The 20,388-nt window shown below is 62.9% G+C and carries 22 protein-coding genes, 2 tRNA genes and 2 pseudogenes; 10 read left to right on the top strand and 16 right to left on the bottom strand.

The window, feature by feature from the left end; all coding sequences use genetic code 11:
- Window positions 1–72: 72 nt before the first annotated feature.
- Together P5W98_RS10890 and P5W98_RS10895 are read right to left on the bottom strand one after the other, a co-directional pair.
- Window positions 73–381, bottom strand: a complete 309-nt coding sequence (locus P5W98_RS10890; protein ID WP_421024538.1) for a hypothetical protein — start codon at window positions 379–381, stop codon at window positions 73–75.
- Window positions 382–766: 385 nt separating this feature from the next.
- Window positions 767–928, bottom strand: a complete 162-nt coding sequence (locus tag P5W98_RS10895; RefSeq protein WP_174220060.1) for a hypothetical protein — start codon at window positions 926–928, stop codon at window positions 767–769.
- Between the two features lie 469 nt (window positions 929–1,397).
- Between P5W98_RS10895 and P5W98_RS10900 the strand changes: the two genes are divergently transcribed.
- The 4 genes from P5W98_RS10900 to trmB all read left to right on the top strand — a co-directional run bounded on the left by P5W98_RS10900 (window position 1,398) and on the right by trmB (window position 3,579).
- Entirely contained in the window at window positions 1,398–1,718 is a 321-nt protein-coding gene (locus P5W98_RS10900; RefSeq protein ID WP_421025253.1) for an EthD family reductase, read from the top strand.
- Window positions 1,719–1,790: 72 nt separating this feature from the next.
- Window positions 1,791–2,354 (top strand): YggT family protein, encoded by a 564-nt coding sequence (locus P5W98_RS10905; RefSeq protein WP_421024539.1) that lies wholly within the window; start codon window positions 1,791–1,793, stop codon window positions 2,352–2,354.
- Window positions 2,355–2,436: 82 nt separating this feature from the next.
- Window positions 2,437–2,511: transfer RNA gene (locus P5W98_RS10910), tRNA-Gly, on the top strand.
- Between the two features lie 324 nt (window positions 2,512–2,835).
- Entirely contained in the window at window positions 2,836–3,579 is a 744-nt protein-coding gene (gene trmB / locus P5W98_RS10915; protein ID WP_421024540.1) for a tRNA (guanosine(46)-N7)-methyltransferase TrmB, read from the top strand.
- A gap of 92 nt (window positions 3,580–3,671) precedes the next feature.
- On the opposite strand, the gene P5W98_RS10920 is transcribed toward trmB, so the two are convergent.
- From P5W98_RS10920 to P5W98_RS10930, 3 genes are all read right to left on the bottom strand, one after another.
- The gene (locus P5W98_RS10920) at window positions 3,672–4,526 is read right to left on the bottom strand and encodes an undecaprenyl-diphosphate phosphatase (RefSeq protein WP_421024541.1); all 855 of its coding nucleotides are present in this window, start codon (window positions 4,524–4,526) and stop codon (window positions 3,672–3,674) included.
- A 93-nt stretch (window positions 4,527–4,619) separates the two neighbouring features.
- Window positions 4,620–5,243 (bottom strand): DUF1439 domain-containing protein, encoded by a 624-nt coding sequence (locus P5W98_RS10925; RefSeq protein WP_421024542.1) that lies wholly within the window; start codon window positions 5,241–5,243, stop codon window positions 4,620–4,622.
- 57 nt (window positions 5,244–5,300) lie between these two features.
- The gene (locus P5W98_RS10930) at window positions 5,301–5,606 is read right to left on the bottom strand and encodes a YkgJ family cysteine cluster protein (protein ID WP_421024543.1); all 306 of its coding nucleotides are present in this window, start codon (window positions 5,604–5,606) and stop codon (window positions 5,301–5,303) included.
- Between the two features lie 216 nt (window positions 5,607–5,822).
- On the opposite strand from P5W98_RS10930, the gene hemN reads away from it, so the two are divergent.
- The 3 genes from hemN (at window position 5,823) to P5W98_RS10945 (ending at window position 8,817) form a co-directional block, all read left to right on the top strand.
- Complete coding sequence (gene hemN, locus P5W98_RS10935) at window positions 5,823–7,208, top strand: oxygen-independent coproporphyrinogen III oxidase (RefSeq protein ID WP_421024544.1); 1,386 nt, start codon at window positions 5,823–5,825, stop codon at window positions 7,206–7,208.
- 118 nt (window positions 7,209–7,326) lie between these two features.
- A tRNA-Leu gene (locus tag P5W98_RS10940) sits at window positions 7,327–7,411 on the top strand.
- Between the two features lie 173 nt (window positions 7,412–7,584).
- Entirely contained in the window at window positions 7,585–8,817 is a 1,233-nt protein-coding gene (locus P5W98_RS10945; protein WP_421024545.1) for a tyrosine-type recombinase/integrase, read from the top strand.
- 21 nt (window positions 8,818–8,838) lie between these two features.
- Here P5W98_RS10945 and P5W98_RS10950 read toward each other — a convergent pair whose 3' ends face one another.
- Window positions 8,839–9,297 (bottom strand): hypothetical protein, encoded by a 459-nt coding sequence (locus P5W98_RS10950; RefSeq protein WP_421024546.1) that lies wholly within the window; start codon window positions 9,295–9,297, stop codon window positions 8,839–8,841.
- Window positions 9,298–9,911: 614 nt separating this feature from the next.
- On the opposite strand from P5W98_RS10950, the pseudogene P5W98_RS10955 reads away from it, so the two are divergent.
- Window positions 9,912–10,117 (top strand): annotated as a pseudogene (locus P5W98_RS10955) (transposase domain-containing protein); the annotation flags it as partial.
- 71 nt (window positions 10,118–10,188) lie between these two features.
- On the opposite strand, the gene P5W98_RS10960 reads toward P5W98_RS10955, so the two are convergent.
- Together P5W98_RS10960 and P5W98_RS10965 are read right to left on the bottom strand one after the other, a co-directional pair.
- Window positions 10,189–10,818: an MBL fold metallo-hydrolase gene (locus P5W98_RS10960; RefSeq protein ID WP_421024547.1), complete on the bottom strand. Its 630-nt coding sequence runs from the start codon at window positions 10,816–10,818 to the stop codon at window positions 10,189–10,191.
- Window positions 10,819–10,821: 3 nt separating this feature from the next.
- Window positions 10,822–11,820: a zinc-binding dehydrogenase gene (locus P5W98_RS10965; protein WP_421024548.1), complete on the bottom strand. Its 999-nt coding sequence runs from the start codon at window positions 11,818–11,820 to the stop codon at window positions 10,822–10,824.
- A gap of 184 nt (window positions 11,821–12,004) precedes the next feature.
- Between P5W98_RS10965 and P5W98_RS10970 the strand changes: the two genes are divergently transcribed.
- Together P5W98_RS10970 and P5W98_RS10975 are read left to right on the top strand one after the other, a co-directional pair.
- Complete coding sequence (locus tag P5W98_RS10970; protein ID WP_421024549.1) at window positions 12,005–12,343, top strand: AraC family transcriptional regulator N-terminal domain-containing protein; 339 nt, start codon at window positions 12,005–12,007, stop codon at window positions 12,341–12,343.
- Window positions 12,267–12,893 carry an AraC family transcriptional regulator gene (locus P5W98_RS10975; RefSeq protein ID WP_421025254.1) on the top strand — a complete coding sequence of 209 codons (627 nt, stop codon included), beginning with the start codon at window positions 12,267–12,269 and terminating at the stop codon, window positions 12,891–12,893. The genes P5W98_RS10970 and P5W98_RS10975 overlap by 77 nt, the downstream gene beginning before the upstream one ends.
- Window positions 12,894–13,344: 451 nt before the next feature.
- On the opposite strand, the gene P5W98_RS10980 is transcribed toward P5W98_RS10975, so the two are convergent.
- From P5W98_RS10980 to arsB, 8 genes and pseudogenes are all read right to left on the bottom strand, one after another.
- The gene (locus tag P5W98_RS10980) at window positions 13,345–14,427 is read right to left on the bottom strand and encodes an ArsO family NAD(P)H-dependent flavin-containing monooxygenase (RefSeq protein WP_421024550.1); all 1,083 of its coding nucleotides are present in this window, start codon (window positions 14,425–14,427) and stop codon (window positions 13,345–13,347) included.
- A gap of 81 nt (window positions 14,428–14,508) precedes the next feature.
- The gene (gene arsA / locus P5W98_RS10985; protein WP_421024551.1) at window positions 14,509–16,272 is read right to left on the bottom strand and encodes an arsenical pump-driving ATPase; all 1,764 of its coding nucleotides are present in this window, start codon (window positions 16,270–16,272) and stop codon (window positions 14,509–14,511) included.
- Between the two features lie 9 nt (window positions 16,273–16,281).
- Window positions 16,282–17,127 carry an arsenite efflux transporter metallochaperone ArsD gene (arsD, locus tag P5W98_RS10990; RefSeq protein WP_421024552.1) on the bottom strand — a complete coding sequence of 282 codons (846 nt, stop codon included), beginning with the start codon at window positions 17,125–17,127 and terminating at the stop codon, window positions 16,282–16,284.
- 18 nt (window positions 17,128–17,145) lie between these two features.
- A complete protein-coding gene (locus P5W98_RS10995; protein ID WP_421024553.1) occupies window positions 17,146–17,691 on the bottom strand; it encodes an aspartate carbamoyltransferase in 546 nt (181 codons plus the stop codon).
- Window positions 17,692–17,777: 86 nt separating this feature from the next.
- A pseudogene (locus tag P5W98_RS11000) lies at window positions 17,778–18,134 on the bottom strand (MFS transporter); the annotation flags it as partial.
- Window positions 18,135–18,137: 3 nt separating this feature from the next.
- Complete coding sequence (arsH, locus tag P5W98_RS11005; RefSeq protein ID WP_421025255.1) at window positions 18,138–18,860, bottom strand: arsenical resistance protein ArsH; 723 nt, start codon at window positions 18,858–18,860, stop codon at window positions 18,138–18,140.
- The gene (gene arsC, locus P5W98_RS11010) at window positions 18,853–19,287 is read right to left on the bottom strand and encodes an arsenate reductase (glutaredoxin) (protein ID WP_421024554.1); all 435 of its coding nucleotides are present in this window, start codon (window positions 19,285–19,287) and stop codon (window positions 18,853–18,855) included. Before arsC ends, arsH begins: the two co-directional genes overlap by 8 nt.
- Before the next feature lie 19 nt (window positions 19,288–19,306).
- Entirely contained in the window at window positions 19,307–20,377 is a 1,071-nt protein-coding gene (gene arsB / locus P5W98_RS11015; RefSeq protein WP_421024555.1) for an ACR3 family arsenite efflux transporter, read from the bottom strand.
- Window positions 20,378–20,388 lie beyond the last annotated feature (11 nt).

Here is a 20,388-nt window from a genome sequence, read left to right on the forward strand (position 1 = left end):
TGAGCCGGCGTTGCGCCGTGGCGGAGAACTTCAGGCGGGTGGCGCCAAGCCACCCGGTATCATCCGTCGAGCTTAGTGGCGGTCCCAGCCACCGTGGTAACCACGATAGCCGCGGTAGTAACCATGGCGCCAGTACGGACGGCCATAGTAGCCATAGCCGCCGTAACCACCCACGACAACTGCGGGCGGCGGCGCATACACCACCGGCGGCGGCGGGGCATAGACGACAGGCGGCGGCGCGTAGACCGGCGCAGCGTAAATCGGATACGCCGGTGCGACAGGAATGCCAATACCAATACCCACCGAAACGTGCGCCTCGGCTGCGCTGACGAGCCCCACACCCAGCACAGCGGCAACGATAAACGAAACGGTCTTTTTCACTTCTCTTCTCCTGGCGACCGACGACGGCGTCGCTCCACATGACGGGCAAAGCCCACACATGCACTCTATCGAAAACGGAGGCCGTCAAAGGTAGCCATTTGTTGCAAATTGCAATCGCCGATGCGGGCTTCCTGACGTTGAATCAAGGCAATGCCACAAATATCTGATGACGCAAGGCCCAAACCTCGACGTATCGCGCCTTCCAAACGCTCCTCGCCGCCACCCAGTCATTTTTACCGGAAATATTGGGGACACCGCCAAACGAGCAGGTAATGTTTCATTACAAATTGGCCAACGCGAGGCATCCGGGCGGGCCTGAAACGACGATGCCCGGTTCACGGACCGGGCATCGTCGAAATGCAATGGCAGAGCGCAAGTGGCGGCGCTATCCGACTTTCACGTAGGTGAACTCGCGCGTAACGCTGGGCGGGACATAGGCGCCGCTAATCCGCACGCGCGGCGTGAGACGCTTCTTCTGATCCCACCAACGGCGACGCTGATGGGGCGTGAGAAACCGCAGATGCTTTCGGTAAGCGAAGATGCTCATCGTGACCTCCCAAATCGGACCACCGACAGGAAACAGCCCAATTGCAAACAGCAACAACGAAACCGGAGCCATAGAACCATTGTGCGCAGGTTTGCGAACCGACAAACGCAGTGTTGCGAGATAGCCGCAGATGCGTGACAGATAGCCCGGGACCTGTTAGTTGCCAGGTCCCCGTGCTGCGCGAAGGCGAACAGGCTGCACACATCATCGTCGCCGCTCCTTACATGCCTTTTAATTGGAGCTTGCCTATTGCATCGGTACGACAACGAACATTTCGCGGCGTGGGACCCTGCACGAGCGCTTTGGCTCACTTTAACCGTTTGCCCCAAAAGCGTCCGAAATCCCCTACGCGGCCTCTTCGCATCCGACGTTTCGCACCATCACTGGCAAAGCATAAGCCGTGGTAATGTGGCAACGGCGCACGCCGGCAATGCGCACGCGCATCGGGATTCATCAACGGGAACGCCCAATGATCAAGATCAGCATCCTTTATCCGTACCGCGAAAACGGTCGATTCGACACCGAGTACTACGCCACGCGGCATATGCCGCTCGCCGCGCAACTTTTCGGCGACAAGCTCAAGGGCTGGTCGATCGATATCGGCATCAACGCCGGGCCGCCGGGCACGCCGCCCCCGTACGTTGCGGCAGGACATTTCCTGTTCGAAACGCTGGATGATTTTTACGCCGTGTTCAAGCCTCATCAGAAGACGCTCGTCGACGATATTCCCAACTACACCGACGGCGGCAATGGCACGATCCTGGTCAGCGAGGTCAAGGTGTCCGTCTGACCCGCCAGCAGCGCACACGCCCGAAATCTGCCGCCACACACCGTCACTCACTACAAGAAGGAAACAACACCGATGTTCGGCGATATCGCCCGCTTTCTGCTCAACACGATTTTCACGTTGTTCGGCGCCGCCCTGCTGCTGCGCGTCTGGCTGCAGTTCGTCCGCGTTCCGCCGTACAACCCCGTAACGCATGCCATCCAGCAGGCAACCAACTGGCTCGTGCTGCCGCTGCGCCGCGTGATTCCCGGCCTGCGCGGCATCGACCTCGCGAGCGTCGTGGCGGCGCTGATCGCCGCCGTGGCTTATGTGCTGCTGATGGTATGGCTCGCGGGCGTCGACCCGCTCGGTTTCTTGCCTACGCTGTTGATCGTCGCGGTACTGACGGTCGTGAAATGGGCGCTCAACCTGCTCCTGTGGCTGACGATCCTGATGGCGCTGCTCTCGTGGCTGAACCCGCACTCGGCGGCGATGCCCGTGCTGCTTCAGCTTACGGCGCCGTTCCTGAATCCCATTCGGCGCATTCTGCCGAACTTCGGCGGGCTCGACCTCTCGCCCATTCTGCTGTTCGTGATCGTCCAGGTGTTGCTGATGGTGGTCACGCGCGCCGCAGTCTCGCTCACGCTGTTTGGAATCTGATTGGAATCTGATTTACGCCGCGTCCCGGGAGGCGCGGCGCGATTGCGCAACCCGGTGAAATCCGCGTAAAATAGCGCGCTCTGCGGGCGTCGTATAATGGCTATTACCCCAGCTTCCCAAGCTGGAGACGTGGGTTCGATTCCCATCGCCCGCTCCACGAATTCGCCGCGCTGTCTCGCGCATTCATGCAAGGCGCAGTGGCATCTCTCCAGCCGGCCCGCTTCGAGCGGCTGCGATCTGCGGTAATGCGCCTCGCAGCGCTCCAGCGTCCATGCGCGGACTTTCTCCCGACGCAACCCGCAAGCCCCGAACGCCGCCGTCCCGGCGACACGGCTCGCCCTGCAGACAGGACCGCGAAGCCCGCCGCTCTCACCTCCCGTCCTCGAAGATGAACCACGATCCGAACGACGCAGCCCGTACTGACTGCACGCCGCCCGCCACAGCGGACAACCCCGCCGCGAACCCGTCACAGGAAACGGCCATGCCCGATACTTCGACCGAAGCCGCGCAGGCAAGCACCGATCACTCCCTGCACCACCGCCGCATCCGCAGCTTCGTGACGCGCGCGGGGCGCGTCTCGACCGGCCAGCGCCGCGCGCTCGACGAACTCGGCCCGCGCTTCGTGGTGCCGTATGCACCCTACGCATCCGAGGCCGCCGATCAAAACACCAACTGGGACGCCGTGTTCGGCCGGCGCGCGCCGCGCGTGCTGGAGATCGGCTTCGGCATGGGCGCGAGCACCGCGGAGATCGCCGCGCTACGCCCCGAAGACGACTTTCTCGGCGTCGAGGTCCATGAGCCCGGCGTGGGCGCACTGCTCAAGCTGATCAGCGAGCAGAATCTCACGAACATCCGCATCATTCAGCACGATGCGGTCGAAGTGCTCGAGCAGATGATCGCTCCCGCGAGCCTCGACGGCGTGCACATCTTCTTTCCCGACCCGTGGCACAAGGCGCGTCACCACAAGCGCCGGCTGATCCAGCCGAAGTTCGTGCAGTTGCTCGTCTCGCGCATGAAGCCTGGCGCCTACCTGCACTGTGCAACCGACTGGCAGAACTACGCGGAACAAATGCTCGAGGTGCTGGGCGCCGAGCCCGCTCTCGAAAACACGGCCGCCGACTACGCGCCGCGCCCTGCCTATCGCCCGGTGACCAAGTTCGAGCGTCGCGGTCTGCGGCTCGGTCACGGCGTATGGGATCTGGTGTTCAAGCGCCGCGCAGGCTAACGCGTCGCCAGCAAAGACAACCGGGCGCCGCGGCGCCCGTTTTGCAATCCGACGCCGCCGGTTCCGACGGCGATGCGAGCCGCTTCACAGCGTTACTGCCAGTCGAGCCCGTCGCCATAGCCGAACAGAAGAATCACAAGGCCAAACGCGATGCGATACCACGCGAATGCCGTGAAATCGTGCGACGCGATATAGCGCAACAGCCAACGCACGCAGACAAACGCGCTGACAAACGCAGCAACGAAGCCCGCGCCGAACAGCCCGAGCCAATCGGCCGAGAGCGTCTGCCAGGCCTTGTGCATTTCATAGACCGTCGCGCCGAAGATGATCGGAATCGCGAGGAAGAACGAAAACTCGGTAGCGACGCGCCGCTCGACGCCGAACAGCATCGCGCCGATGATGGTCGAACCCGAGCGAGACATGCCGGGAATCAGCGCACAGCATTGCGCCAGGCCCACCTTGAAGGCGTCGAGCAGCGAGATGTCGTCCAGCGAATTCACGCGCGCGGGCGGCGGCGCCTTGTCGGCCCCCGTCCCCGGGCCGGCGCGCCGGCGCCCCTCCACCCACAAGATGATCAGGCCGCCCACGACAAGTGCGAATGCAACCGGAACCGGCGAGAACAACGCCGACTTGATCGCCTTCTCGAACAGCAGTCCCAGCACCACGGCAGGAATCGTCGCAATGGCGATGTTGAGCGCGAAGCGCCGCGCCTCGGGCCGCGTGGGCAGCCCCATCGCCACAGTGCCGATCTTGCGGCGGAACTCCCAGCACACGGCAAGGATGGCGCCTAACTGGATCACCACGTCGAAGGTTTTTTCGAACTCGCCGTCGAAACCGAGCGCGCTCCCCGCCACGATCAGGTGTCCAGTGCTCGAAATCGGCAGAAATTCCGTCAGCCCCTCGACAATGCCCAGAATCAGGGCCTTGCCCGCCACAATCCAGTCCATCCCCACTCCCTTGCGGAAAATATGCGCCGGAGGGATCGTGCGCCGCTCGCGTGCACGCCCGCCGACGGCTGCACGCGGCGAGCTTCCCGTCGCTTATTTCTCGACGATCTGCACGCGTATGCCGTTTGTAAGGATGGTGATTGTACCGGGTTCGTAGTTCACCCCGGCAAACTGAAGCTGATCCGGCTTGAACGTGTAAATGGGATAGTTGGCCAACAGCTGGGTAGCCGCCATCGCGGCAACGGCGTTCACTTGCGGCGCGTAGACGGCGGCGCTGCCCGCCATATCGACGCTGTCCACCGTGGGCGACTTCAGAATGACCGCGCGGCTCGGTGCATCGTAGGCCAGTTCGCTCGAGAGCGTGAACGCGCCGCTCACCGGTTCCTGCATCAGCGGACTTTCGAGATGCGCGTCGACGCGCACCGCCACGCGATTGCGATCCGGAAGCAGGGTAACGACCGGGTTCGTGAGTTCGACGTCGAAAAGCTGCTGCACCGAGCGGTGATACGGGAATTTGCGCTGCACCGCGTCCTGCACCTGCTGCTGCGAGAAGGTGTAGTGATCGGGAATAAAAGGAAAGATGCCCGACGCACAAGCGCCCAGCGACATGGCCGCGCAGGCCGCCGCGCAGGCGGAGAGCACAAAAGCCCTTCGGGTGGCGCGAGGCGTACCCGGGTTGCGCGAAGGGGAAAAGGCGCGCAGCGCGCGTCGGATCATGCGAAATCTCCTTAATGAACAACGGCGTTGCGAAGTACAACGGGCTCCAGCGAGCGCCTACGGACTGGTGGCCGCTTCGAGGCGCTCGATCCAGACAAGCGCCTGCTCGCGCGACGCGCCGCACATCTCAGCCTGCGGCTGAAGACCCGAGCAACAGGCGGGACGCAACAGCGAGCCGAATATTTTGCACTGCAAGTCCTCGTCGAGCTGCACACAGCGCACGCCCGCGGGTTTGCCGTGCGGCATGCCAGGAATCGGACTCGAAATGGACGGCGCGATACAGCACGCGCCGCAACCGGGGCGGCATGCGTGGCCAGACGCGGAAAGAAGGAAACCTGCACTCACGACGACTTCCTGAAGCAAAACTGTTACGGATTCGAAAAAACCCGTCGCCGAACCAGCACATGTGCAGGCAAGGCAAAAGGCTGTTGGCATTGTGCCATCGCACGCTGCGACCTTTTTACACAAACAACTCGGCCAATCGACTCTTACACTCAGTTAGTCAGGCGCCCTGGAACGCCCCGCTCTGGATGCCATGTGGCGCATCGCGGGTGCCGCGCCGCCCACCTGAGAGCCCGCATGAGCGACACCGACTTACTCTTTCGCCCCGATCTGCTTGCCAAATACGGCACGAACGGCCCGCGCTATACGTCTTATCCCACCGCACTGCAGTTCCGCGAAGATTTCGACCTCGATCACTACCGGCGCGCCGCGTCCGACCCTGGCGCGGCGGAAACCGACCTCTCGCTGTATTTCCATATCCCCTTCTGCGACACCGTCTGCTTTTATTGCGGTTGCAACAAGGTCGCGACCAAAAACCGCAAGCGCTCGAAACCCTACGTGCAACAACTCGTGCGCGAAATCGAACTGCAGGCGGCGCTTTTCGATACAACGCGGCCAGTCTCGCAGTTGCATTGGGGCGGCGGCACGCCCACCTTTCTCTCGCTGGAGGAAATGAGCACGCTGATGGCCGCCACGCGCGAGCACTTCGCGCTGCGTCCCGACAGTGAGGGCGAATACTCGATCGAGATCGATCCGCGCGAGGCATCGGCGCAAACCATCGCGCATCTGCGCACGCTCGGCTTCAACCGGCTGAGCCTCGGCGTGCAGGACTTCGATCCCGTCGTGCAGCGCGCAATCAACCGCATCCAGCCGCTCGAACTCACGGTCGACGTCATGAACACGGCGCGCGCGAACGGCTTCGAGTCGATCAGCGTCGATCTGATTTACGGTTTGCCGCACCAGAGTGTCAGCAGCTTTCAGCGCACGCTCTACACGATTCTGCTGCTCGCACCCGAGCGCATTTCGGTATTCGGCTACGCGCACATGCCGCAACTCTTCAAGATGCAGCGGCAGATGGACCCCGCCACGCTGCCCTCGTCGGCCACGCGGCTCGCGCTGCTGCAACTCGTGGTCGAGCAGCTGACCGAGGCCGGCTACGTCTATATCGGCATGGATCACTTCGCGCTGCCCACCGACGAGCTTGCGCGCGCCCAGGCGCAACGCACGCTGCATCGCAATTTCCAAGGGTATAGCACACGTGCGGAGTGCGATCTGATCGGCTTCGGCGCCTCGTCGATCGGCAGGGTCGGCGATGTCTACGCGCAGAACGCCAAGGACCTGGCGAGCTACGGCGCGGCCATCGACGCCGGGCAACTCGCCGTGACGCGCGGCGTGCGCCTCACGGCCGACGACCGCCTGCGCCGCGACATCATCACAGAGCTGATGTGCAATCTGGCGCTGCGCTTCGATGAATTCGAAGCCGCCTATGGCGTGCGCTTCCCGGCCGAATTCGCGCCTGAACTGGAGCGCCTGCGCGCCTTCGAAGCCGACGGCCTCGTGACGTGCCGCTCCGACCGGATCGAAGTGCTGCCTGCTGGGCGCATGTTCGTGCGCAATATTGCGATGGTATTCGACAGGTACCTCGGGGCTCAAACGATCGAGCGGTTTTCTCGCACGGTCTGAGCGCAGCCACCGGTGCCCCCGCAGGTGCTCATGGGCACCATGAGTTGCCGCAGCCATGAATTTGCGCCATAATCTCTGGCTACTTCGAGCGCCTGTTGTAAAAGCAGGCGGCGAACTTGCCTCGGTGGTGAAATTGGTAGACGCGCCGGACTCAAAATCCGGTTCCGAAAGGAGTGCCGGTTCGATTCCGGCCCGAGGCACCAGAAGATGTTCCGGCGAAAGCCGAAGTATTCCGACAAACCCCGCAAGATCAAGGCCTTGCGGGGTTTTTCTTTTCTCGGCGGTCCGGTTTGATCCTTGGACAGCCGGTGGTATCGGGTGGTATTTTGGGTGGTATCTGGCTCGCTGCAGCCCTTCTCCGATAGGAGATACCACCATGCCGCTCACCGACACCCAGGTCAGGAACGCGCGTTACAACCCGGACGGAACCGGCAACCGCCTGTCAGACGGCGGCCGCATGTATCTTCAGCTCGACAAGTCCGGGGCGAAGTACTGGCGGATGAATTACCGCTTCGCCGGGAAGGACAAAACGCTAGCGCTCGGCGTCTACCCGGACGTATCGCTGGCGGCGGCTCGGAAGAAGCGGGAGGAGGCTCGTGAGAAGTTGGCTGCCGGATTTGACCCTAGCAACGTCAAGCGCCTAGAGAAACGCGCCGCCAGGCTCGCGGCGGCCAACTCCTTCGAAGCAGTCGCGCGTGGCTGGATGGCTGAGCGCAAGGGTACCGTCGAGCCCGCCCAGCATGCGAAGACACTCGCCCGCATGGAAAACGACGTGTTCCCGTGGCTTGGCAAGCGTCCGATCACCGAAATTGACGCCCCCGAGATTCTGGCCGTCCTCAAGCGTATCGACAGTCGCGGCGCCCGCTTCACCGCTCACCGTGTGCGCAGTGAAATAAGCCGAGTATTCCGGTACGGGATCAAGGAGGGGCACTGCAAGGCCGACCCTGCGCGGGATCTCGTCGGCGCCATTCCACCGGCGCAAACAAACCACTTCGCTTCGATCACGGAGCCGACAAAAGTCGGCGAAATGCTGCGCGCATTCGACGGGTTCACCGGCACCTTTCCGGTTCTCTGCGCACTCAGGCTGGCGCCGCTGCTGTTCGTCCGGCCCGGGGAACTTCGCCAAGCAGAATGGTCCCAGTTCGATCTGGACAAGGGCGAATGGCGCTATCTCGTCACCAAGACCGATACCGACCATCTGGTACCGCTCTCCACGCAGTCGATCGCCATTCTGCGCGACCTGCATGCGCTCACCGGTGCCGGCCGCTATGTGTTCCCTGGCACGCGCGATCGAAACCGACCGATGAGCGAGGCCACGATCAATGCTGCATTGCGCCGGCTCGGCTACGACACGCGCACGGAGATCACGGGACACGGCTTCCGTGCGATGGCGCGCACGATTCTGCACGAGGAGCTCGAGCAGAAGCCGGAAGTGATCGAACATCAGCTCGCGCACACGGTGCCGGACAACCTCGGAACGGCTTACAACCGCACGAAGTTCATCAAGGAGCGCCGGACGATGATGCAGAAATGGGCCGATTACCTGGATCGGCTCCGGTTGGGCGCAGAAGTGATTCGTATCGAGACCGGCAAAACAGCGACTTCGTGACAGTCTTCATCGCTTTCGCGTTCATAGATTTTCCGTATCCGGTGTGATCGCAAAACTGAATGCGTCGTGAATGACCATCGATCCGGATTTGTTATTGCCCACCCCCATCCTTGTCCCTGATGCTGTACTGCTCTGCTGATCGGGTTTCCTCAGGACCGGGTAGGCGCCACGCTGGTCCGCTTTTCCGGGCGAATGGGACGAGCCAACCGCTCGCCGAGTGCTTGCTCGTCGTTTCGTCGCATCTTGGAGAGCATATCGAAGCGCGCTGGCCGTTACGTCGATGCCGGCCTGCTTCGCCTGATCGATCAGTTGCTCGAACGAATATCCCTTCGCGCGAGCCGCATTGATATGGGCTCGGACCTTTGGCATTGCATCGCGTACCGTGACGCGCCGTTCCGATGGTGGCTTTTCCGGTAGTGCGTCGAGTCGCCGGGCAAACTCGTCCCATTGTGCTTTCGTGTAGGTCTTCGGTGCGGGCATGGCGACCGTCCATTTGCATTGGGTGATTGGAGCGCTTGAAGCCATCGTGTATCCCATCGGACAGGGCGTCAATGCCGCAGTCGCTCGGGAAGCGGACGTTTGCGAAATACCTCGGATAGACGCGGAACACCTTGGAGCAATGCACTTTTTTTCATTTCGTGGTGAGCGCACAACGCCGACAGTCGGTCTTTGTCATTCCTCAAACATACGCGTGAGATTTGAAAAGACAGCTCTGCGAACGAGCAACGGATGCCGTGCCGGTTTGTTCGGCAACTGACCACCTAAGATTCCCGCATCGACTTGATTGGATATGGTTGCTCAAACGTGCCGCAACTAAATCTGCGATGCGTGCTGCACGGTTCGTCCGCATCCATCTTCCATTTAGAATTCAATGCAAGTCACTACGCGCATCATGTCGAACGGACTGGGACTCCGTTCAGCGAGAGTTCGGTAGTGTCCCGCAGCGATCCGATTACATTTGAAATTGTGAGTCAAAAACGGCAAGGAAATTGAGAACTGCAGGAAAGGCTTGCGCCGGTTTGGGGCGCCATGCATGTTTCGACACCGATCAGTAAGGTTGGTTAAGCTTGGTTGAACATCCTCAACGACACCTCGCCGGCCCCGACTCCGGCGGCGAGCGAGCGGCGGCGATGTACAGTCTCATCGGCTCAGCGCGGCTAAACGGCATCGATCCAGAAACTTACCTGCACTACGTCATCGACGCATCGCCGATCATCCCGTCAACCGCATCGACGAACCGTTACCTTGGAACGTCGCGCCGCTGTTGCCAGCCTCCGCACGCATCAATCCCATTCGCTGACAGTTCACATCTTTGTCGTCAACGAAATTCGCGACGGTGCTAATTACCATCAGATCAACGCGGCCGTACGGCTATAGCCGTTCAATAGCACCGTCCACGATGGTGTGCCATTCATCCGCGGAGGTCATCGAGACGGGCGTTGGCCCCTGGCAGGCGCTGGCAATCACCACGTCGGGATCGAGTTCGCGCAACAGGCCAAGACTGACTCTAAGACTGGATTTTCGCCCTCCCGAGAAGGGCCAGATCAGCGTTCCCCAAGACTGCCCCTTGGGGAAGAGCGAATCACCGGTGAAGAGATAGGTCTTGCCGTGCGGCGAGCGGTACATGAAGCAGGTGCTGCCCGAGGTGTGCCCCGGCGTCGGAATGACCTCGATGTTGCCCAGGTGCGTCTCGCGCGCGTCGAAGGTCACGTCGATGGGGCAGTACGACTTGACGGCCTTGGCCTCCAGCTTGTGGCAGCACAGGGCCGACCCGAACGTCTGCTTTATCGTTGCCAGTGCCGGCCCGGCCTCGTCCCGGTGGGACAGGTACTGGCGGACGATCCCGCCCAGATCCTTGATCGGCTGCAACTCCTCCAAGACACCGGTGCCGTAAAACAGAATGTTGCCTTCCGGCCGCGTCAGCAGATAGGCGTGTGAGGTGACGCCGTGGAACGGGTGTTCCGTCTGCGTCTGCCAGAGGTCAGGGAAGAGCTGCTGCATGGTTCAAATTTCCGAAGTCAAGATCGTCGCCCCGCGTCGCGGCGTCGCGTGGGCCGCAGCGAGCGCTTCGGTCGCGTGCTTGAAAGCGAACTCGCGGTATTCAGCAAAGTTCTGCGGAGCCCGGCGCGCCAGTTCGAACAGGCCGGCAATGTCGGACGCACGTTGCGCGGCCGTGCTCGCAAGCCAGCCATAGGCGTTCAGACCCCTCAACGTCAGTTGCCGAAACGCCAGCGGGATCGTGGAGATCGCCGACGGGCGCGGGTCGAGGCCACCATAGGTCAGCAAGGTGCCACCATCGGCGAGCACGTTCAGGAGCTGGGCGCTCATCTCGCCGCCGATTGGATCGATCGCCACGGCCGGGGCCTGCCCGCCTGCGGCGGTCACCTTAGCAGCCCATCCGTCGTGCTCCGAGCTGACGACGACAACGCCGGGAACGCTGGGCGCCAGGATCGCTGCACCGGCGTCGCTGCGCACCAGCGCGATGGCCTTGGCACCGTGCATCTGCGCCAGCGCGATCAGGTTGCGGCCGACGCTGGAGCCGGCGGCCGTGACCAGCAATGGCGCACCGCCGGAGGCAGCCAGTGCCGCACGCATGAGCACGATCGCGGTGATGCCATTGATGGCGATCTGGCACGCGGTCGTATCGCTGACATCATCCGGGACCGGAATGACGGCCATGGCGGGCGCAACCACGCGCTCCGACCACGTACCGTGCGCCGGGAAGAGCATCACTCGCTGACCCGGCTTGATGCTGGTGGCGGGATCGACGTCCGCGCCCACCTGTTCAACGACACCGACACCGTCGCCGCCGGGAATAGCTCCCTCGGCAGGGATCGGCGAGGGGATGTAGCCGCGCACCATCAAGTCGTCGATCGGATGCACCATGCGCTTGGTGATGCGGACTGTGACTTCGTTGGGACCAGGTTGCGCCGGGGCGGCGATGTCTTCGAAGCCGAGCACTTCGGTCGGCTCGCCGTTTCGGCGGTACACATGAGCTTTCATCGGGATTCCTTTGCGGTGTTCAGAACGGCGATCACGCCTGGCACGACATCCGTCGTGCACGCAATGCAGTTTGGCCCGACGCGATCGGTCGCGGAAGGTGGATGCTCCCGGAAAATTGCCTAATCCTCCTGACCTTAGGCCAATCTTCTTGATGAAGGCAGAGCCTACTCTTACAGTTGGGCCCATGGACGACGACTTCGAGACAAATCGACGCCGCTTGGCGGCGCGAATCGCGCGGTGGACTGGCGACGCCGAGCAGCACGGGCCCGCGATTGCAGGCCTGACCTTACACCGGCACACACACGCCGATTCGCCCTTCGACTGCCTGATGGAACCCGCCATCGCGGTGCCGGTTCAGGGCGTGAAGCAAACGTGGCTGGGCTCCGAGGTCTACGCCCTACGACAGGCATCGCTTTTTGCTCACGTCGTTGGACTTGCCAGTGGCGATGCAGGTTGCGCAGGCTTCGCTCGACTTGCCGTTCCTGAGTGTGGTGTTGCGACTCGACTCGCGTGCGATCAGTAACATAGTCGTGGAGACCGGCCTGCAGCATCCTCGGGAGCGGGCGAGAACCGGTCCCGGCATCGTGTTGGGCAAGACGACGGCAGGGCTACTGTCTGCTTTGGATCGACTGATCGGGCTGTTGGACGAGCCCGAGTTATTGCCAGAACTAGCCCCACTGCTACAGCGCGAGATCCTTTATCGCCTACTTCGCAGCGACGTTAAGAATCACGTGTGGCAGATGGCTTCCATTGCCGATCAGAACCAGAGCATCGCTCGGGCCATCGACTGGCTGAAAAATCATTTTCGTGAACCCCTGCGCATCGGTGAGCTCGCCGCCCGGGTGGGCATGAGCGTGTCCCGCTTCCACCACCACTTCAAGCGCCTCACATCGATGAGTCCGCTGCAGTTCCAGAAGTGGCTGCGCCTGACCGAGGCTCGAAGGTTGATGTTGGTCAAGGGCTTGAATGCGTCGACAGTTGCCTACGAGGTGGGCTATGAAAGTCCCTCCCAATTCAACCGGGAATACGCGAGGCAATTCGGCACGCCACCGCACCGTGATGTAACGAACTGATGCCGCACGCCGCGGTCCCCGTCGGCTAATCGTGGCAGACAAGCGTCCGTCACAACGAGGGCCGCGTCGCGCGCAGGCTCGGGCATGAACGACGCCTGGAGTGACTGGTGTTGTGTTCGGTCATGACGTTCATACGCGTGGAACGGAAGACTGAACTGGGTCGGTTTCGTGCATTCGCCGACGGGACGGCGGCGGCCAAGAGCCAGCGTTCCCCAGCAGGCAGTACGCGGCCACGATCGGTCATTCGCCAGCGACTCCACATGGCCGTGCGAGCGTCCGCTCAACGCAAAGGAACGGACCCATTTTTCGGTTAAGGTTTGCCTTCATCGTACCCTGCACGGGGCACCCTGGAAACTACGGCTCGGCCTCGATCCCCGGCGCCGACCACATAACCAGGACGTGGCGTGACAGGTAAAAGGGGGCGATGCCTCATTTGTGAAGCCCCTATCGGCTACGGTGTCGATGTGCTGCGCGGCTGTATAGAGCGCAGATATTGGGCTATGTTCCCCGCCGCGTCGCGAGCGCTACGCATTACACCGATGAGCGTGGCCGACGCAGCCCCGCACCACTCGCCGTAGCCGACGAGCCCCAAGCGTTCCTCGTCTCTGGCGTGCGTCCCATCTGTCCTCGGCAAGCCATCGGCACTACAGATCTGTAGCGGGTCAAGATGTTTGAGTGCGGGGCGGAACCCGGTGCACCAGATCACGACATCGATGCGGGAATGCGTGCGGTCGCTCCAGACGACGCCGTCTGTATCGAAGTGGCTGAACGGACGCGTTGCATGCAGAACGCCTCGCGCACGCGCCTCCCGTACGAGGGCCACCATGACGATGTCGCCCAAACCTCCTACCGGCGCCATCGTCGTGTGCCCGTCGCGTAGAGCCTGCCATTTGGCGGTCGCGCGTTCGAACAAGACCCGGCCATCTACGTCGTCGGGAAGAAAAACAGGGTCCTGCAGCGCCACCCACGTAGCGTTGCAGACCGTCGATACCTCCGCCAGGATCTGCGCGCCTGAGTTGCCGCCGCCCACGACCAGCACGTTTTGTCCGCGCAGATCGTCCGGATTGCGATACTGCGCCGAATGCATCTGACGACCACAAAAGATCTCGCGTCCGGGGTAGTCCGGCACATAGGGTGCGCTACAGGTGCCGGTCGCGCTCACGACTGCCCTGGCAATCCATTCCCCGCGATCAGTGCTGACCAGCAAGTCACCCTGAACGCGTGAAACGGATTTGACATGAACGGGGCGCCGGACAGGGATGTGATAACGCTCCTCATATCGCGCCGGATAGTCGATAACCTCGTTGCGCGACGGGTAGGTGTCGTGTGTTACCGGCATCTGCCAGCCTGGCAGCGAACTCCATTGCGACGGCGAAAACAGGTGTAGCGAGTCCCAGGTATGTAGCCAGGCGCCTCCGGCGGCGCTCTGGTTATCCAGCACGAGATAGTCGAGCCCCGCACGACGCAGGAAGTAGGCGGTGGCAAGCCCGGCCTGGCCACCTCCGATGACTACGACATCAATCTCTGCAGGCATGCGCTTTCGTCCCATCTCCTGATTCGAATTCTGGCGGTCACGCGGCCCATTGAGCTTAAAGGCGGTGGTCGGTCCACTGCACTAGGTGGCCGCCCGCGACGTAATCACGTGCTCGAGGCCAACTGGCCCGACCGGCGCCTCGGCGAGCCACGGAATCAGTGCGGTGCGCTGCGCCAGGTTGTCCGCGACGCGGCGCACGAACGGCACCTCGTAAGTGCCGCGCTGACACAGCATCGGATCGGTCGTGCCGCTCGCCAGCAGCGACTGGTTGACGACCCACGCGTACGGCGTGATGCCGGCGCGCGCGAGGTCGGCGCTCAGGCGTTCCGCTTCGTGAACCGGAGTCGCTTCGGGCAGCGTGACGATGAGGATCCGGCTGTACTCCGGGTCGCGCAGGCGCGGCAGCAACTGACGGACCGACTCCGGCATGTCACCCTGCGTCCGCATGACTTCGCGGTGATAGGCCTCCGCGGCATCCAGCAGCAGGATGGTGTGCCCGGTCGGCGCGGTGTCCAGCACCACAAAGCCGGACCTGCCTTGATCGACCGTATGCGCGAAGGCCCTGAAGACGGCGATTTCCTCCGTGCAGGGCGAGCGCAGATCTTCTTCCAGCATCGCCCGGCCGCCCGCGTCGAGATGCGGTGCGGCTTTGGCGAGCACCTCTTCCGTGTACTGCTGAACTTCCCGCGCCGGATCGATGCGTGTGACGCTCAGGCGAGGTACGACGCCATCGACGGTGGAGGCCACATGCGAGGCCGGATCGGTGGTCGAGAGGATCACGTCGTGTCCGCGCCCTGCGAGCGCGACGGCGATGGCTGCCGCTACGGTGGTCTTGCCCACGCCTCCCTTGCCCATCGTCATGATGACGCCGTGACCAGCGGCCGACAGCGCGTCGACGAGGCCGCCCAAGCCCGGCGGCAAGGCGGTTTCGGGCATGCGGCGTTCGGTCGGCATGCGCACGCGCTCGGGATGCGCCATGTCGCGCAGCGCATCCAGCCCGACCGTGCCGCGCGGCAGAAACGGAATGCGCGTTTGCGGCAGGACGGCCAGCTCGCGTGGCATCTCGGTCAGCGCCTGTTGCGCGCGCTGCGCCATGGCCGTCGCGATCGCGTCGTCATGCCGGTCCGTGGCAAAGAGGCCGTTGATCGCCAGCACCTGGTTGCGAATGCCGAGTTCTGCCAGTTCGTGCCGCGTGCGATTCGCTTCGCGCAGCGCGGCGACTTCGGGCCGGCTCACCAGAACGACGGTGGTCTGCATTGCGCTCGACAGGCGTTCGACGGTCGCCGCGTACAGCGCCTTCTGCCTCTCCAGTCCGGCTAGCGGACCGAGGCAGGATGCACCTCCCGTCGATGACGAGATGAACTCGTTCCACGCCGAAGGCAACGTCAACAGGCGCAGCGTGTGCCCGGTCGGTGCGGTATCGAAAATCACGTGATCGAAATCGGCCGTCGCAGCCGGGTCGCCCAGGAGTTTGGAGAATTCGTCGAAGGCCGCGATCTCGACGGTGCAGGCGCCGGAAAACTGCTCTTCCATGTTGCGGATCGCCGCGGCAGGCAAGACGCCGCGATACGGCCCGACCATGCGTTCCCGGTAGGCATGTGCGGCTGCTTCCGGGTCGATATTCAATGCGAACAGGCCCGCCGCGCCAGGCACCGCGGTCGGCAACTGGCTCAAGCCGACGCCGAGTACCTCGTCGAGATTGGACGCCGGGTCTGTGCTGACGATGAGCACCCGCTTGCCGGCATCCGCCATGGCGAGGCCGGTGGCACAGGAAAGCGATGTCTTGCCGACGCCGCCTTTGCCGGTGAGGAAGAGATAGCGGGTCTGCGTTTCAGGAAGGGACATGGGCGCTCCCTAGCAGCACCCCGAGCCCGGCGAACAGCGGCCACCGATCTTGATATGCGGCTTCTCCGACGTCGTGAGCACGATGCCGAGTTTCTGCGCGAGTTGCTGGCGCGACGGATACATGCCGGTCGACACGATATGGCCGTCAACCACGAGGATCGGCAGCCGTTCCATGCCGGCTTCCATTTCCTTGACCACTGCGGCGTTGGCCGCGAACGCCTGCGGCGTCTGGCCCAGGTTGTAGCGGGTCACGGTCACGCCGTGCGCCTCCACCCACTTCAGGTCGGCGGCGAATTGCGCCAGCACGGGGTCCACGTCCACACCGCAAACGCCCGTCGAGCAACACATCGCGGGATCGAACACTTCGAATTTCTTCATGGCGGGCCCCTCAGAGCAATCGGGTTTGAGCGATTTCCACAAGCACGGATGCGTCTGCGGACAAAGGTGCGTGAATTCGGGCAGACCGCGGATCGCCTCGGGAATGTGGGTTCGCTCGATGCGTGTGAATCCGCGCCGTGCAAAGAAGGTCAGCGCGGATTCATCGTTCGGAATAAGGTAAAGCGCGCGCAGCGATCGCATTTGCGCTAGCGCAAGGGAAGCGTCGATAAGGCGGCTACCCAGCCCGGATGCGCGCAGGCGTGGGTTAACGGCGACCGAACGCAACAGAGCCGCATCGCCGGCTTGTTCCAGTCCCGCTACTCCGATGATCTCGGCGTCGCGCACGGCCACGTGGAAGCCGCCGAGGCTTTGCGCGGCGAGGTCGCTTGCGGGCAACCCGCAGAGGTCCAGCAACGCGCGAATGCCGTCGAAGTCCGTGGCGGCGGCGCGGCGAATCTCGCACTCAGGCACGCTCATGCCAGCCCTCCTATACGTTCACGGCGCCGAAGCGTCTGCCGGATGGTGATGCATCGCGCCCGGATCGTGCCCGGCCATCGCGTCGTCCCCGTGATCGGACAGTTGGGCATCGAACCAGTCGTGCAGCGCGGCGACCAGACGAGGCTGCTCGCTGCGATACACGATTTCGCCGCCGCTGCGAACGTCGCGATAGTCGATCTTCAGCTCGCCAGGCTGTGCCGTACGCAATACGGCGAGGCCTGGCATGTCGTTGCCGTGGATCTGCTCTGGCGCTCCGAAATCGCCTGCCGAGAAGCGACGGGCGATCGCCGCGAGATGTCCGCGGATTAGCGCGGTCTGCTTCGCGTCGGGGTGCTTCGTGACGACCCGCTGGATGCCACCGTCGGCGGTCTTCGTGAAGACGTGGGTGGTCGCCGCGAGCGAGAACGGCATCACGTCCGCGCCGTGTTGCGCAACCTCTTTCTGGCGCGCCGTGACATCGGCAAGGGTGGGCGGCGGTGCAACAACGATGCCAAGCAGGACGGCGATCGATGCCGCGACGACTGGGGCTGAACGGCGTTTCATGGAGTATTCCACCTGGAAGTGTGCTGGAATCCGGCGCCAGCATCCTGTTCGACGGTTGAGTGAAATCATACGGTGGGCACACGCTTCGCCGCCATCGCAGCGCCGAGGCCCACACAGGCCACAATAAGCGTCGCAACGCTATCCGCCTGAGACCAGATGGCCAGCATCGCGGATGCGAGCAGCGATCCCGTCGTCATTACCAGGCGGCCGTGCCCGTGATCGATCCAGTTTCCGACCGGATAGGCGGCCAGACCGGAAACGAGCAGCCCGAGCGAAAGTGCTCCGTTGGTTAGCGTCCGGTTCCATCCCAGCTCGTGCTCCATCGGCACGACAAATAGCGAGAACGCGTAGTAGATCGCCCCCCACGAGACAAGCTGGGCAATCGCCAGCGCCCATGTTTCGGCGTTGTCGTTCTCGTGGCGACGGGGAGCGAAGGCCGGCATAGATCAGATACTGGCCTGGTTCACCCGCTTCATCAGTGCTTCCGCGCTTTCCTTGCGTTCGCTGTACCGGTCGACCAGGTAAGGACCGATATCGCGGGTCAGCAACGTGAACTTGACCAGTTCCTCCATCACGTCGACCACGCGATCGAAATAGGCGGACGGTTTCATGCGCCCGGCTTCATCGAACTCCAGAAATGCCTTGGCCACAGACGACTGGTTCGGGATGGTCAGCATGCGCATCCAGCGGCCGAGCACGCGCATCTGGTTGACCGCGTTGAATGACTGCGACCCACCGCTCACCTGCATCACGGCGAGCGTCTTGCCCTGGGTCGGCCGGACCGCGCCGACCGAAAGCGGAATCCAGTCGATCTGCGCCTTCATGATGCCGGTCATCGCGCCATGCCGCTCCGGTGAACACCAGACCATGCCCTCCGACCACAACACCAGCTCCCGCAGTTCTGACACCTTGGGGTGACTGTCCGGCGCGTCGTCCGGCAGCGGCAGGCCGCCCGGGTTGAACGTGCGGACTTCGGCGCCCATGGCCGTCAGCAGGCGCGCGGCCTCTTCGGTCAGCAGGCGGCTGAACGAGCGTTCCCGCAGCGAACCATAAAGCAGCAGGATACGCGGCGGATGGGGGGACGCTTTCGCAGGTTGCAGTTGGTCGATATCGGGTACCCGAAACAACGTCGGGTCGACCTGCGGCAGGTCAGTCGTGAGCTCAGCCATCAGATCGGACACGCTTGCCCTCCCCATCGACGACCGCTTCGCCGTCTTCCTTCGAAAACGCCGCGAGTTGCGGATTCGGCAGAATCTCGAGAACGACTTCGGAAGGACGGCACAGGCGAACACCGAGCGACGTCACCACGATCGGCCGGTTGATGAGGATCGGGTGCGCCATCATCGCATTGAGCAACTGCTCATCGGTGAGTGCCGGGTTGTCCAGATTCAGTTCGGCGTAGGGCGTTCCCTTCCGACGCATGACGTCGCGCACGGCCAGTCCCGACTGCTCAATGAGCTCGACAAGTTTCTCGCGGGACGGGGGGAGCTTCAGATACTCGACGATGCTTGGCTCGATGCCCGCGTTGCGGATCATCGCGAGTGTATTGCGCGAGGTTCCGCAATCCGGGTTGTGATAGATGACGACGTTGCTCATGTGGTTCTTTCCGTAGACCTCAGGCACATTCGTACCAGTCTTTCGAGCGGTTGACGATGCGCACGACCAGCAGCATGACCGGCACCTCGATCAGTACGCCAACGACCGTTGCGAGCGCGGCACCTGAGTTGAAACCGAACAGGCCGATAGCGGTAGCAACAGCCAGCTCGAAGAAGTTCGATGCGCCGATCAGCGCCGACGGGCACGCGATGTTGTGCTTTTCGCCGACCGCACGATTCAGACCGTATGCGAGCGCCGAATTGAAGAACACCTGGATCAGGATGGGTACAGCCAGCAGGACGATGACCAGCGGCTGCTTCAGGATAGCCTCGCCCTGGAACGCGAACAGCAGCACCAGCGTCGCCAGCAGCGCCGTGATCGACCAGGGGCCGATCTTCGCCATCGCGACATCAAACACCGCCTGCCCCTTGCCGAGCAGCACCTTGCGCAGGATCTGCGCGAGGATCACCGGAATCACGATGTAGAGCACGACCGAGGTGAGCAACGTCGCCCACGGCACCGTAATGGCGGAGATGCCGAGCAGCAGGCCGACGAGCGGCGCAAAGGCGACCACCATGATGCTGTCGTTCAGTGCAACCTGGGAGAGTGTGAACAGCGGGTCACCGCCGGTCAGGCGGCTCCAGACGAACACCATCGCCGTGCAGGGTGCCGCGGCCAGCAGGATGAGGCCGGCCACATAGCTGTCGAGCTGCGTAGCGGGCAGCATGGGCGCAAAGAGGTGCTTGATGAACAGCCAGGCGAGAAACGCCATCGTAAATGGCTTGACCAGCCAGTTCACGACGAGCGTGACTCCGATGCCCTTGATGTGCTGACGGACTTCATGCAGCGCACCGAAATCGACCTTGACGAGCATCGGGATGATCATCACCCAGATCAACAGGCCGACCGGGAGATTGACCTGTGCGTATTCCATCCGGCCTATTGTCTGGAAGACGCCGGGCAGGACCTGGCCGAGCAGGATGCCGGCGACGATGCACAGGGCGACCCAGACGGTCAGGTAGCGCTCAAAGAAGCTGATGGCCGGTTTCGAAGCGGTCTTGCTTGAAGCGGCAACATTGGGGGTGTTCATACGGCGACTCG

Source organism: Paraburkholderia sp. A1BS-2L, assembly GCF_051125205.1.
In the GTDB taxonomy this organism is placed as follows: domain Bacteria; phylum Pseudomonadota; class Gammaproteobacteria; order Burkholderiales; family Burkholderiaceae; genus Paraburkholderia.

Coding starts and splice junctions, on each gene's coding strand:
- P5W98_RS10895 (WP_174220060.1), bottom strand. CDS start 928: ATGAGCATCTTCGCTTACCGAAAGCATCTGCGGTTTCTCACGCCCCAT.
- P5W98_RS10900 (WP_421025253.1), top strand. CDS start 1,398: ATGATCAAGATCAGCATCCTTTATCCGTACCGCGAAAACGGTCGATTC.
- P5W98_RS10905 (WP_421024539.1), top strand. CDS start 1,791: ATGTTCGGCGATATCGCCCGCTTTCTGCTCAACACGATTTTCACGTTG.
- trmB (WP_421024540.1), top strand. CDS start 2,836: ATGCCCGATACTTCGACCGAAGCCGCGCAGGCAAGCACCGATCACTCC.
- P5W98_RS10920 (WP_421024541.1), bottom strand. CDS start 4,526: ATGGACTGGATTGTGGCGGGCAAGGCCCTGATTCTGGGCATTGTCGAG.
- P5W98_RS10925 (WP_421024542.1), bottom strand. CDS start 5,243: ATGATCCGACGCGCGCTGCGCGCCTTTTCCCCTTCGCGCAACCCGGGT.
- hemN (WP_421024544.1), top strand. CDS start 5,823: ATGAGCGACACCGACTTACTCTTTCGCCCCGATCTGCTTGCCAAATAC.
- P5W98_RS10945 (WP_421024545.1), top strand. CDS start 7,585: ATGCCGCTCACCGACACCCAGGTCAGGAACGCGCGTTACAACCCGGAC.
- P5W98_RS10950 (WP_421024546.1), bottom strand. CDS start 9,297: ATGCCCGCACCGAAGACCTACACGAAAGCACAATGGGACGAGTTTGCC.
- P5W98_RS10960 (WP_421024547.1), bottom strand. CDS start 10,818: ATGCAGCAGCTCTTCCCTGACCTCTGGCAGACGCAGACGGAACACCCG.
- P5W98_RS10965 (WP_421024548.1), bottom strand. CDS start 11,820: ATGAAAGCTCATGTGTACCGCCGAAACGGCGAGCCGACCGAAGTGCTC.
- P5W98_RS10970 (WP_421024549.1), top strand. CDS start 12,005: ATGGACGACGACTTCGAGACAAATCGACGCCGCTTGGCGGCGCGAATC.
- P5W98_RS10975 (WP_421025254.1), top strand. CDS start 12,267: ATGCAGGTTGCGCAGGCTTCGCTCGACTTGCCGTTCCTGAGTGTGGTG.
- P5W98_RS10980 (WP_421024550.1), bottom strand. CDS start 14,427: ATGCCTGCAGAGATTGATGTCGTAGTCATCGGAGGTGGCCAGGCCGGG.
- arsA (WP_421024551.1), bottom strand. CDS start 16,272: ATGTCCCTTCCTGAAACGCAGACCCGCTATCTCTTCCTCACCGGCAAA.
- arsD (WP_421024552.1), bottom strand. CDS start 17,127: ATGAGCGTGCCTGAGTGCGAGATTCGCCGCGCCGCCGCCACGGACTTC.
- P5W98_RS10995 (WP_421024553.1), bottom strand. CDS start 17,691: ATGAAACGCCGTTCAGCCCCAGTCGTCGCGGCATCGATCGCCGTCCTG.
- arsH (WP_421025255.1), bottom strand. CDS start 18,860: ATGGCTGAGCTCACGACTGACCTGCCGCAGGTCGACCCGACGTTGTTT.
- arsC (WP_421024554.1), bottom strand. CDS start 19,287: ATGAGCAACGTCGTCATCTATCACAACCCGGATTGCGGAACCTCGCGC.
- arsB (WP_421024555.1), bottom strand. CDS start 20,377: ATGAACACCCCCAATGTTGCCGCTTCAAGCAAGACCGCTTCGAAACCG.